This window comes from Bacteroides sp. 14(A) (genome assembly GCF_000526555.1).
GTDB lineage: Bacteria > Bacteroidota > Bacteroidia > Bacteroidales > Bacteroidaceae > Bacteroides > Bacteroides cellulosilyticus.
Genome location: NZ_JAGH01000005.1, coordinates 1,078,615 through 1,092,069 on the forward strand (window position 1 = coordinate 1,078,615; position 13,455 = coordinate 1,092,069).

The following is a 13,455-nucleotide window of genomic DNA, read 5'->3' on the forward strand; positions in this document are numbered from 1 at the left end:
CTATTCATTAAAATCAGGTACACGTACTGTAAAGCGTGTACCTTTTCCTAATTCAGAAGATACGTTTATTTCCCCTCTGAAACGCTCTACAATAGTCTGGCAGATACTCAGTCCCAGGCCGGCACCTTGCGTAAAGCTATCCACTTTATAGAAACGTTCGAATATGCGTCGCTGATTTTCTTCTGAAATGCCGCTTCCGGTATCTTCCACAAAGAAAACGGTATAGCCCGGCTCTTCTGTCTGGAAACCGAAAGTGATAGAACCTTGAGTAGTGAACTTCTTGGCATTGTTGATGAAGTTGTTAATCACCTGTTTCAGACGGACAGAATCCGTTACTATCGATTTACCCTCACCTTCGGGCAGCTTCATGACCAGCTCTACCCCCCGAGGCATACTCAGGCGCTGAGAGTCATAGATCTGCTGCATCACAAACGTGAGGTTGTATCCGGCAAAACGGAAGTCCATTGAACCGGACTCGATACGGGACAGATCGAGAATATCATTAATCAGTGCCAGCAATAAAGTACAGTTCGCGTTGATCGTATCCACAAACTGTTTCACTTCTTCAGGACTGAATGCTTCAATGTCCTTCAGCAAGTCAGAGAAACCGACGATAGAATTCAACGGAGTACGGATTTCATGGCTCATATTGGCAAGGAAAGCCGACTTCAGAGTATCAGCCTGCAAAGCTTTGTCACGGGCTGCTATCAACTCTTCTTCGGTAGCCTTATAACGCTGGATACTTTGACAAACACCCAATACCATATAAGGTGCCTCGGAATCCAGACCATTGTAAGAAGCACTACGGAATTCCCACCATTCATATTTACCTTCTCCGCTACGCATACGGAAACTCATCCGGGTATCCATTTCCTCGCCTTTAAAAATAGCTGTGAAATGTTGACGAGCCTCTTCCAAATCATCCGAATGAATAAAAAGCTCCAATTCTTTCCGCAAGATGGTCTGCTTGCCGGGAAGCCCGAAGTAATCGAGCAATGCACCTGAGAAATGGAAACTGTGCGTACGTACATCATATTGCCAAGGATATACGGAACTTGCATCCACAGCCAGATTAAAGAAGCGTTTATGCATTTCTTCCTCCGAGATATTGCGGCAACAAATAGCCATACCTGTCATCTTGTTCTTGGAGTAAATCGGCACAATTTCACCGGAAACAGGAAAATAGGTTCCCTTATGAACTTCCTGCATGAAAGCCTTTTCCGGAATAGGGATTACACGACGCTCTGTCCTCACCTGTTTCAGTAATGATTGCAGGATGTCTTCTCCGTTTGAATAAATGTGGAAGATGGAACCTGCCATCTGCCCTTCGTAAGAACGTGCCGTATGAGTGTCAGGGTCCAGTTCGAGCATCAACATCAAAGCACGGTTGACAAAATGTATACGGAAATCCGTATCGTAAGTTATCAGTCCGTCACGGATAGAACAGAAGATATTATCAAATTCGTCACGCTGCTCCACCAAGCGGTTCTGTATCAGCAAACGCGTCTGGGCGTGCATACGACGACGTGATTCATGACGGTTCAAGCGATAGAGCCAGATAACAAGAAAGACCAATGCACCTACCACGACAGAGTAAAAAAGCACAAACCAGATACGGTAGCGCTCCATCAGCGGTGCATTCATGATAATGCCACTATCACTCACTTTATCCGCATTCACTCTAAAAAATTCCAACTGCTTGAAGTCATAAAGCAGTTTACCGGGAAGGTCCACGACCCCTATCACCGAAGGGATAGCTCCTTGCAACACCTGTGCAGCACACTTTCCTGCCGCATTAGCTCCTTCGTAAGGTTCCATATCGTGCACGCAGAATACTCCGTTAGTCAATGCCAGACTTTGTCCGGCAAAAACCGGAGCTTTAGAGTTTTTTCCGATGAAAGAAAGGAACGGTGTCCATTTGGGGGCAATGACAATGCGGTTATAGGCATTATAATCATAACAAATAGAGGAAATGACAGGATTAGGAGCCTGTGACTGTACATTCATTACTTTCATCTTATATTCCGGATGAAGCTCCTGGAAATTGGGCCATATACGCTCCAGTTCAGCAACACCTTTAAGTCCTAAAAGACTACTGTCCGAAACACAAATAACTTCTGTACGATTGGGAAATACACGACGTGCATTTTCGAGTAGGTGCACGAAATCAATCTTGGATGTATACCCACAAACATTGGGTAACTTCGAGATCAGCTTTTCATTGGGATATTTGATACCCGATATCACAACCGGTAGTTTATAAGGCAGGGAATCTCCACAATGCATCAATGTATAAAAAGCCTCATCACTGCTTGTAATAATAATATCCGTGTTTTTTTGACGTGCCCGTTCACAAATACGCCGCATAATGACACACTCAGATGCAAAAGTCCAGTAATCAGCATCCAAATATTCTGTTGTGACTTTCGCTTTTATACCTCCACGTGACAGGCCATCACGCACTCCTTCCGTCAAGCGGTCATTCCAAGGAGTACGATGATTATATGACTGGATGAAAAGCACGTTGTATGTACGTTCCGCAGCATAAAGGTGTCCGGCAAATACAATGCAAGGAAACAGGCCTATCAGCATCACGAGGAATAAGCGTCTCTTCATATCTCGTTTTTCTTCTGTTTTGAATAAATGTGCTATGAATTTTCCTCGCAAATATACGGATTATATTGAAATACAGAACAGAATGCACCTTTTCTTTTACCCCATGCAAAAGAAAAGGTGCACATATAGAAGAAAAACTGACTATTCGTCGTGCAAGGCATCCGCCGGTTGTAACTGCATGGCTTTATAAGCAGGATACCAGACGCCGACAATAATCATCAACGCCATAAGCAACCACGTAAGTATAGCTGCAATCAGGAACCGGTCGACTGTAAATTGCATTTTACTGATATCCACCAACTCGGCAATACCCACATTAAAAGCAATAATCAATGCAGGAATAGCAGCTACCGTCAAGAGTAATATGCCTTCTCCCATCAAGCGCAGAAAAATGCCGCGACGACTGGATCCCATTGCCATACGCAATGCCACTTCACGGCGACGATGTTGCGTACGGAACCAGAATGTACCAATCACTCCCAAGAAGATATTCAGCATCAAGAAGAACAGGATGCAAAGCTGTGTCTTCACTTCGTTCACATCTTCAAGTTCGCTGATATGACGAATATCGCTGAAAGAAGATGCCTCCAACAGAAAGATGTTACCTACCCGATATAAGCGGTCGGCATCTGCCATAAGTGCATCTACAAAGTCTTTGTCTGCATCAGGAGAAACACGGAGACTCACCTGGACGTAGCGCACGTTACCCAGCTCATTAATCAGCTCATCTCTATTCAGATTATTCCCGATAAACGCCCCACCCCATTCGTGCGATGTTTCAAAATGAGAACGGCGCACAGGAACGGCAATGGCAGCAATACGACGATGATACCCACGATCGGGATAAGTCAGAGCCACTTCACGATTCAATAGCGGACGTGCATCGGGTAAATCAAGTACCGGATAATCCTCAGTGACATTGGACGTGATAATCATGGTTTGGTCGGAAATAGCAGCAGCCAGTTGCTCGGAAGAGCCTCCATCAACTGCCTGATAACGGAAAACACGATAGAAATCCGGATCAGACCAAACCAGGTAAGCACCCACATGAATACTATCCTGCAAATAAAACTGAGCGCTGTTACTTCCCTCATTATAAGGGTAACAGTTCTGTGAAATGGAGACAGCCTCCACACCCGGACGATGCCGTAAACGTTCGGTTATCTCAAGCAAAGCATCTATATTATCCTCAACTGTGAGTTCAGGATTATAAAGTGCCGACTTGGATGTCAAGGTACTGAAAGACAAATTATAGCAATGTTCCGTATCAAAGCCCATCGGAGCGCGATAAACGCGCGCAGTGACAGTAACCCAGTCTACAATGTACCAAAGTACAGCAAAAACCAGCAGTAACTCTACGAGTAGAAAGAGATTACTTCGCCATTCATTTTTAATTTGTGTAAGTAGATTCTTCATAGCTATCTTTGGTTTATTGCATCAGTAATATTCATCCGCGACGCACGCCATGCAGGAATACCTGCAGAAAGTACATTCATCAGGAGGCAGAATGCGAAAGCTGCTATAAAAGCCCACGGTGATAATAACATACCGGGGGTCAGTGCTGTCTCTCCACTGAGGTAGGCATTTGTCGAATTACTGAAAAGAAAATCATTCAGTAGGAATGTGGCTGCATAACTCAACGCTAATCCGACAACACCTGCCAGCAACGTCAGTACAAAATTCTCAAAGAAAACTTGCCGTATCAGTTCACCGCCAGTAGCGCCGAAAGCCTTACGCACACCTATCTCCGCCATACGGCGACGCATACGTGAAAGAGTCATACCGGATAAGTTCACTGCCGGAACCAATAATAAGATGGCGATAACGATACCATAACGTAACATAACTCCGGGAACATCAGGTTCAGCGTACCAACGGCGATAGAGATAAGCCAGTTGTGTATCGGGTTGCCCGCGATAGAAAATCTCTACATCCCGTAATCCGTCATTATACTTTTGGCGTAAGAGTTCTGTTTCCTTTCGGATCGCATCAAAGTCCGCCGATGAGTGGGCAAGGATAACCGCATGCATAGGTCCCATCGTGTCATCCTGCCAAGAGAGGGATTCCGCATCGGCTGCGGTGTAAGGTACCCATATCTGTGCATAAGCGGCCGTAGCAAGCATAGATACGTCTGCCACAACACCTGCAACTGTGTAATCTATATAGTTTAATTGCACCGTATGCCCGACAACATCGGTAGTACCAAAGAGTTGACGGGCAATCGTAGCACTCAGCACGGCACGCGGTAATCCGGCATCACAATCAGCACGGGTAAATCCTGCACCACTGAGAAAACGGAAACTAAAAACGCTCCAGAAAGCTTCATCAGTCTGTACCATATCAGCAGTAGCTTTCGATCCGGCAGGCACAGAGGCACGCACTTTGCCAGCACTACTGACTAGAGTCACAGCTTCCGGCGTAGTCAACGCACGGAAACATTCACGTCCAGTACGCACTGACATAGAAGCATTAGCCGATTCATTGTCCGATTTCCCTTTCAGCTTGACGGACATATAAGGTACGTAGAGTGTACGTGAGCGATTCACTTCAGGCTCACAATCTACGAGACGCACCTGGAAAGTGATGACAAGCACCATAATCATACAGATGGCCATTGCCGTACCCAACACGGACACCCAGGTAATGATAGGGTTCTCACGCAAGTGATAGAGGGCTTGAAGGAAGTAGAGTCGTATCATATTTTAAAGTAATTTAATCGTCATGTAAAGCCTCAGCCGGTTGTACCTTCATTGCCTTACGTGCCGGAATACCAATGCCAATGGCAATCATCAGAGCAATCAATACAAAGCTGATAGCTGCACAAAGCAATAATCGGTCCCACTCCAGCGTGGTGTTATTTCTCCATGAATTCAGTTCCATGTGTGCCAGATTCCAGTCTATAACCAATGCTATAGGCGTAACAACTGCCAGCAACAGCAAACCCTCACTCAGCAATCGGCTGAAGATAGCACTGTCCGTCGCCCCATGGGCTTTGTGCAATGCAATCTCTGAGCGACGTTGCTGGGTACGGAACCAGAATGTACCAAGCAATCCGAGGAAGATATTCAAAAGCAGGAATCCCATACCCATTACATAGTTACGGATATCATTGGTCCATGCCTGCTGGAAGTTACGACGTATATCATGGAAAGAACGAATTTCTGAAATAAAGAGGTTACCTACGCGAAACTGAGCTTCACTGTCTGCTTTCAGCCGTTGAATGAAATCATGGTCCTGTCCCTCACGAACACGAACACAAAGCTCCAAACCTACATAGTAGAATGACTGCTTACATAAGAAACAGTACGAATTGCGGGCCTGATCATAGTCATGATAACGCACGTTTTGTAATGCAGCTCCCAGACGATAGGTCCTCGTTGTATCACCAAAAAGCTGAAAGCGTTGACCTATGAATTCAGTCATTTTACGATTATATTTACTATAAAGGTTGTTAGAAGTAAGGATCTCACCACGCTCCAGCATTTCAGCCATTTGTTCGGGCGTCTCACCTTGTGCACCCTGATAACGGAAGACACGGACAAAGTCGGGGGTCACCATGCGACGGATAGTCCAACCGGGAGAGTTCAACGTGTCGATTTTCACCTCTCCACTACTGTTACTTCCATTATAGGGATAGGAGTTCTGTGAAAGGCTGACAGCTTCCACTTCCGGGCGACGACGCAACCTTTCTACCAGTTCGGCAATATCATTGTGAGTATCTTCGGATTTCCGATCGGCAATGTAATCCGGACTCTTTGGCGTCAGTTCACCCAACTCTATCAGGTAACAATTTTCTATATTAAATCCGCGTGGTTCCAGATAAGTGGCGGCACGGGTGTACAGGTAGTCTACCACATACCACATCACTACACTCACCACAAGTAGCTCCAGCGCCAGCCAGAGATTATTGCGCCATTCATTCTTTATTTGTACAAGAAGTTTCTTGGTCATTTTCTTTAATGATTAATGTTTAGTGATTAATGTAGGCGACCGCCCAATGCATTTACAATTCCCACTCTTGAAGCACGCCACGCCGGGAAACCGCTGCTCAACAAATTCAGCACAAAGCAGAACAGCAATGCCCAACCGAAAGTAGACGCATGCAACAATATACCGGCATCCACTGCCGGAGGACTCAGCGTCTGACTGAATTCCTGTGCAAACAGCAACGAGTTACCCAGATAAGCAAACGCCACGCTCAACAACAACCCCAAAGCACCAGCCAGCAACGTCACTACCAAGTTCTCTGAAATAATCTGCCCCATCAGTTCCATCTTCGTAGATCCGAATGCACGGCGTACGCCTATCTCTGCCACACGTTGGCGTAAGCGGCTTTGAGTCATCGAACTCAAATTAATGGCAGGTACTATCAACAGGATTATAAAAATAATCATACGCTGACGGCGATGCTGCTCCACGTCGGGCTCCTGATTGGCACTGAACGCAATCGAACTCTTCTCCTGATCATAAGGACGATTACGATAAATCAGTTCATAGCCATCCTCGCCGAGAATGACATTGTACTCTTGCCTGCGTCGTTCCGCTTCTTCACGGATAGCTTCGAAGTCATCGCGGCTCCGTGCCAAGATGGTGCAACTCATCATACCCATGTGCTCATCACTCCAAGTATCCTTGGTTATTTCCGTTGAAGTATAAGGTACCCATACCTGCCCGTAAGCAACGGTAGCCAGTGTAGAAACATCCTTTACCACGCCCGCCACTTTGTATGGCGCATGGTTCAGGAGGAACTCACGACCGATAGCATCCGACGTCTGAAACAATCGGCGTGCTACGCTTTCGGTAATCACTGCTACCGGCTGTCCGGCATCGAATGTAGCCCGATCATAGGGTTTTCCGGCAATAAAAGAGAAATCGAACACATGCCAGAAAGTATCATCCGTTTGCAGCAGGTCGATACCTGTGCCGGGTTGTCCCGGCAAGTTTACAGGCGTAGAAACTACCATGCAGGTGTAGATAGTCACAGCTTCGGGTGTTTTCAGGGATTGGAAACACTCGCGTGCCGTCTTGAGTCCCATCGGACCGTTACTGCTACCACCACCCCAATTCTTATTCGTAATACTCATGTAGTGGACATGCAGAAAACGGTCACGGTTGCTCTCCGGAGCAAAAGGCGCCACCTTCACCTGCTGCATCATCACCACCAACATAATGAGGAAGATGGCAAGTGCCGTACCGGCTATGCTGACAGCACTTATCAGCGGCTGTTGCCGAAGCTGTGCCCAGGCCTGAGTAAAATATTGCTTTATCATTATTCTCCAATCTTCAAGTTACGTGTATTCACTCCACCAATACCACCCTTAGAGATGTCTGCCTGACGTGCCCGTCCGCTCAGGGTAACGCTGCCTACGCCTTCCATACTGGCACGCAAACGGTCACAATCCACATGGATATCAGCTTTACCTACACCTTCCATCTTTACAACTAAAGATTTACAGGTCAGGTCTTTCACATTCACTTTACCCACGCCTTCTATCTCGAATTTGACATCATTCAGTTTCAGCGCACCTTCGCAATTGAAAGAGCCTACACCAGTAAACTCTACATCTTTCAGATCGGGTGCACTCAGATAGATGGTCACCCCTTTGTTGCGATTATTATCACCATCTTTCTTATTCTTGAAACCGATAATCAGGCAATCTCCTTTCACTTCTGTAGTAGTAGTGGTTACATACTCTTCCCTACCTTCTATTTTCAGAGAATACGAATTACTCTGCGTGAAATACACCGTCGCTACAGATGTTACCTTTACAGAAGAAAAAGCTTCCACCTTACGAACTTCGCTTACCTGCGGGTCCTTTTCATTAGCTGCGTATACTGTGCCGGCTACTGCGGCAAATAATAAACTCAAAGTTATAAATAAAGTCTTCATAAGTTTTGCTATTTAAAATTGTTTTTACTATTTCTCTTTTCTATTCTTCATGTAAAGCTTCAGCCGGCTGTATTTTCATCGCCTGCCGCGCCGGAAACCAAATACCCACCATCACCATAAGTGCTATCAAGAACCAAGCCGCTAAAGAACCAAGCAGGAAGCGTACAAAACTCCACTCTACCGGCCAGGTAGAAATAAGCTCCGTTCGTCCTATGGTGAATTCTGCGATTCCTATATTATAACAGATAATCATGGCAGGTATTGTTACTAATGCCAGCAACAATAATCCTTCGCCCGCCAGTAACCTGAACACCTGATTCTTTGTACTCCCCATTGCCAGTCGTAAGGCGATCTCACTGCGACGACGACGAGTGCGGAACCAGAAAGTGCCTATCAATCCTAAAAATACATTTACAAGCAAAAAAAGCACAACAATAGCTTGGCTATTCACTTTATCCGTATCACCGTTCATGACTTCAAATTGCAGTTGCTGTTCGGTATAAGGTACAGCATCAGCCACAAACAGATCGTCTACATCCAGTCTTGGCGCAATCTCACGAATGAAATTTGTACGATAATCCGGACCATCGGCAGCAGGTTTCACACGAAAGACTATCTGTGCCCACTCGTCAGTAAAATGTCTCTTAATCAGATTTTCATCCATACGATAGAAAAAGCAAGGAGCATCACTTCCATAGCGATAGGTTCTAAAAGCTTCAATCTTTCCACCTTGCGTGACGACTGATGTGGAGTCACCGTACTTGCTCAATGGTGTATCCAACGAGAACGTCGGCATCCTTTTCTGAAAACGGTCGAAAGCAGCCTGACTCAACATCACATTGTCCCACCCTGAAGGAGTCTCCACAAAGGGACGTTGCGGATCATCACTCATGCGGAAAACGTTAATGTATCCACCAGTGGTATTGATGATACGTGCATTTACACCTATAGTATCTTGTGCAGCCAATGAACTGTAACTGTTGCTTCCGTGCATCGGCAAACTCCAGTAACACAGGGCAGCTGCTTCAACGCTGGGTTCCTGCTCCAATTTCTTCAATGCACGCAGATATCTGTCGGCATTTGTCAAAGTTGTATCACTTGTAGCGCCGCCTATAATCGTTGTAAGTCTATATACGTGGTCAATGTTGTAACCAAGAGGACGGTAAAAGGTGTACTTGAGGCAACCCAATGAGTCACAAAGGAACCACATCACGACAAACACCAGGAACAGTTCAGCCAGCACCCATCCGTTACTGCGGAAACGCGACCAAATCATGCGTAGATTATGTAATATGAATTTCATAAGGTCTCCTTTTTATTTATCGTTCAATGAGTCTACAATTGTACGGCGGGTGGCAAGCCAAGCGGGTAATCCTGCACTCAACAGATTAATCACCAGACAAAAAACAAAAGCCAATACAAACACCATCGGACTGAACAAAGCGTCCATACTTAAACTGAAATCACCTGCCGTACCGATATTCTGGCTATTAGTGAACAGCCACGTACGCATAACGTAGACAGCAAGATAACTGAATACCAACCCTACTGCGCCTCCTATCAATGTAAGTACCAGATTCTCATTCAATATCTGACGGATAAGCGTGCTACCGGTTGCCCCGAAAGCTTTGCGTACACCCAGTTCGCTAACGCGCTGTTGCATACGGCTATTGCTCAGCCCACACAAATTGAGCGAGGGTACCAGCAAAATGATGAACAGGGCAATTCCATATTGCAGATAAAGCATCGGCAGATCCGGCCCTACATTAGCCCAAACATGGTTCACGTGTGCCACAATATTGTCAGGTTGCTCCATAATGTCCATCTGCATTTCTTCCAGACCGGCATTGACATCCTTCACTCTTTTCTCAACTCCTTGCCTGATAGCAGGAAAATCATCAGGAGTACGTGCCAATACTGCAATCGTTTTTCCACCCAGATAGCTCCACCAACCAGTTACTTTCAATTCATCGGTATGATACAGCCCCCATACTTGAGCATAAGCATCTTTGGCAGTAACAGAAACATCCTTCACAACTCCGATGATACGCGACAGTTCTCTATTCAGCAATATTTGCTGCCCAATAGCCTCTGTTGTTCCAAAAAGTTTTCGGGCCACAGAAGCACAAATAACGATAGAGCGCATATCTCCTCCCCGATCGGCTTCAGTGAGAGCTCTTCCACCAAGAAACTGCATACTGAAAACTTTCCAGAATTCAGGATCAGTATTCATTGCATCAACTTTCAATCGGTTGTTACCATCAGCTAAAGATACCAGTGCAACATCTGCCGTTGTAAATGCAGTACAAGCTTCCACTTCCGGAATTGACTGTATGCACTCTTTCATAAACGCAGCCGAAGGAGTGCTATAATTATTCCTATCCTTATTCTCTTTTCCCTGCATGTGCATAGCAGAGAAATACAGACAACGACTGCGGTTCACTTCCGGCTCCAAGTCAGCATACTTCGTCTGCCAGGTAATCACGATAGCCATAATCATGGTGATGGCAAAAGCCGTACCCAGTATGGATATAGTGCTCAGCAACGGATTTTGCCTCAGGATCGTAAAGGCTTGACGAATAGTTTGCATCATAATAATTACGAGTTACTAATTACAATTCTTATTCTACCTGGCGTCCGTCGAAGAAGCGCACGGTACGGCTTGTCTGCTTTGCCTGTTCCTCATTATGGGTTACCATTACAATGGTACGTCCGTCTTCCTTATTCAACTGATGCAGCAGTTCCATTACCTCAGCACCCATCTTAGAGTCCAGGTTACCGGTCGGCTCATCGGCAAGAATGATCTCAGGATTACCGATAATGGCACGGGCAATAGCTACACGCTGGCACTGACCACCGGAGAGTTGTGTAGGCATGTGACGCATACGGTGGCTCAAACCGACCTTTGCTAACACCTCTTCTGCCAAGTGGCGGCGTTCCTTTGCAGACACCTTTCTATATAATAAAGGAAGTTCTACATTATCGAGCACATTCAATGAGTTAATCAAGTGGAAAGACTGAAACACAAAGCCCAGCTTCTTATTACGGAAAGCAGCCAGTTGCTTATCCTTCATACCATCTGTACGAGTACCACCAATCTCAATGATCCCACTCGTGGGGGCATCCAAAAGCCCTATAATGTTGAGCAATGTAGATTTTCCACAACCGGAAGGTCCCATGATACTGAGAAATTCTCCCTTTTCAACTTCGAGGTTCACATTTTCCAATGCCACGGTTTCAATCTCATTCGTACGATAAATCTTGTTTATCTCAGTCAATTTAATCATAATGGTAAGTATTTAATTGTTATTGATTTATTCAGTTCTCAATTTATAGATTCTTCACAGCTTTCAGTCAAATGGTATGCCAAAGCAAACATACATTCATTATCAATCATTTACATTTCCAAGCAGCTGTTCGGAAATGAACACTCTGTCCGTTTTCAGCTGTCCGCATCGTTATTTTATTCATCTCTTAAAGCTTCAGCAGGCAATATCTTTGCCGCGCGGGTGACGGGTGCATACGTACCCAGCAATGCAATAATAAGCAATACGATATACGCCAGTACACTGACTATCAGAAAATGCGTCAGTGGCTGGTTTTGCCAGTATACAGGATTACCATTCTCAGACGGATTGGCAAAACCTGATACATAGATACGGTGCATAGTCAAAGGCAGAGAAACTGCAAATGCGATTGTTACCAGTAGCCATGCCTCCATCAAAAACTGATTGCGGATAACTTTCTTTGTAGCTCCCATACTGCGCATCAATCCGATATCTTGCCTCCGCGCATTACAGCGTATCCAGAATGTGCCTACCATACCAAGGAACACGCAGAGCAAAGCAAATCCTGCCAATGAATATTGCAGGCGTAAAGTATTCGTCACTCCACTCTCATTTTCATATTTGTGGCGGATATCTGCAAAACGTCCCAACTTGGTAAAATAGAAATTACCTACATTCAGTTGGGGAACCACTTCCGCCTTGAAGCGTTTCTCAAAAGTCGGGATATCCACATTGGGTTTCAATTTGAAAGTCAACATATACATCCACTGAATCCAACTGTGATTCCCTACCTTACTATTTACCTGTATCAACAGATTACCCGGTTGTTCATTAATCCGGTGTTTATAATCCTGCAATACTCCCATAACCTCATGGAAAGTACTGTCATTATACCTCACCCTTTTACCTACCGCATCTGTGGTGCCAAAAAGCTCTTCTGCCATACGTTCTGTAATAAATACCCCTTCACGAGCAGCACAATCTTCGGGCAAAGACATTATCTGTCCACTCTTGGCATCCTTCATACCATACGTACGGAATACATCTCCCCCCTCTGTCTGTACAAACTGGTAATATTGCGAATGTACCTTCAATGTGTCATTGAAGTATTCCGCGCCATTCCACGAAGAACTGTTTGGGAAGCTGGCACTGGTCACCAAGGCAAAGCTTTCCACTTCCGGACAGTTCTTCACCAAGCGGGTAATACGATACAGATTCTCCTGCTTAATCGCAGTGCTGTCCTGGGTTTTGTCATACTTACCATGCAATTCATCATAGTATTCCATATAAAGGGCATACGCCCGTTCCTCATTATAACCGGGATCAATGGCAAGATTGGATGTCAATACATAAATAGGATCGATTACTGTCCAGAGAAAAAAACTCACGACCACCAGTTCCACAAATATCCAACCATTCTGCCGGCGCTGATTCCATAATTGGTGTCTTATTATCTTCATCATAGCATCTTAACGTTTAGAGTTCAACGACTGAATAATGTTTCGGCGCAATGCCCATATTGCAGGAATAAGTGCAGATATGAGGTTCAGTAGCACGCAAAGTCCGAATGACGCACAGAATACCGTCGGATTGAAAAGCATCTCGAATGAGAGGAAAGGAGTTTTTTCCACATCTGTATAACTGTCAAAGAGAGTAAGTATC

Annotated in this window: 11 protein-coding genes; all 11 read right to left on the reverse strand. The window is 45.3% G+C overall.

Annotated features, from left to right (window positions below; translation table 11 throughout):
• The gene (locus K429_RS0127365; RefSeq protein WP_029328831.1) at positions 1 to 2,616 is read right to left on the reverse strand and encodes a PAS domain-containing sensor histidine kinase; all 2,616 of its coding nucleotides are present in this window, start codon (positions 2,614 to 2,616) and stop codon (positions 1 to 3) included.
• A 141-nt stretch (positions 2,617 to 2,757) separates the two neighbouring features.
• Positions 2,758 to 4,032 (reverse strand): ABC transporter permease, encoded by a 1,275-nt coding sequence (locus tag K429_RS0127370; protein ID WP_029328832.1) that lies wholly within the window; start codon positions 4,030 to 4,032, stop codon positions 2,758 to 2,760.
• Positions 4,033 to 4,034: 2 nt separating this feature from the next.
• Complete coding sequence (locus K429_RS0127375) at positions 4,035 to 5,315, reverse strand: ABC transporter permease (RefSeq protein ID WP_007209975.1); 1,281 nt, start codon at positions 5,313 to 5,315, stop codon at positions 4,035 to 4,037.
• Between the two features lie 13 nt (positions 5,316 to 5,328).
• Positions 5,329 to 6,567, reverse strand: coding sequence for an ABC transporter permease (locus tag K429_RS0127380; RefSeq protein ID WP_007209976.1), 1,239 nt, complete (start codon positions 6,565 to 6,567; stop codon positions 5,329 to 5,331).
• A 26-nt stretch (positions 6,568 to 6,593) separates the two neighbouring features.
• On the reverse strand, positions 6,594 to 7,886 hold the full coding sequence (locus tag K429_RS0127385) for an ABC transporter permease (protein ID WP_022210115.1): 1,293 nt from the start codon (positions 7,884 to 7,886) through the stop codon (positions 6,594 to 6,596).
• Positions 7,886 to 8,506 carry a GIN domain-containing protein gene (locus tag K429_RS0127390; protein WP_007209978.1) on the reverse strand — a complete coding sequence of 207 codons (621 nt, stop codon included), beginning with the start codon at positions 8,504 to 8,506 and terminating at the stop codon, positions 7,886 to 7,888. The genes K429_RS0127385 and K429_RS0127390 overlap by 1 nt, the downstream gene beginning before the upstream one ends.
• A gap of 40 nt (positions 8,507 to 8,546) precedes the next feature.
• Positions 8,547 to 9,809, reverse strand: coding sequence for an FtsX-like permease family protein (locus K429_RS0127395; RefSeq protein WP_022210116.1), 1,263 nt, complete (start codon positions 9,807 to 9,809; stop codon positions 8,547 to 8,549).
• Positions 9,810 to 9,821: 12 nt separating this feature from the next.
• A complete protein-coding gene (locus K429_RS0127400) occupies positions 9,822 to 11,096 on the reverse strand; it encodes an ABC transporter permease (protein ID WP_029328833.1) in 1,275 nt (424 codons plus the stop codon).
• Between the two features lie 31 nt (positions 11,097 to 11,127).
• On the reverse strand, positions 11,128 to 11,793 hold the full coding sequence (locus tag K429_RS0127405) for an ABC transporter ATP-binding protein (RefSeq protein ID WP_007209985.1): 666 nt from the start codon (positions 11,791 to 11,793) through the stop codon (positions 11,128 to 11,130).
• 176 nt (positions 11,794 to 11,969) lie between these two features.
• Positions 11,970 to 13,256 carry an ABC transporter permease gene (locus K429_RS0127410; protein WP_029328834.1) on the reverse strand — a complete coding sequence of 429 codons (1,287 nt, stop codon included), beginning with the start codon at positions 13,254 to 13,256 and terminating at the stop codon, positions 11,970 to 11,972.
• Between the two features lie 6 nt (positions 13,257 to 13,262).
• Entirely contained in the window at positions 13,263 to 13,424 is a 162-nt protein-coding gene (locus K429_RS31065) for a hypothetical protein (RefSeq protein ID WP_231501919.1), read from the reverse strand.
• Between the last annotated feature and the right edge of the window lie 31 nt (positions 13,425 to 13,455).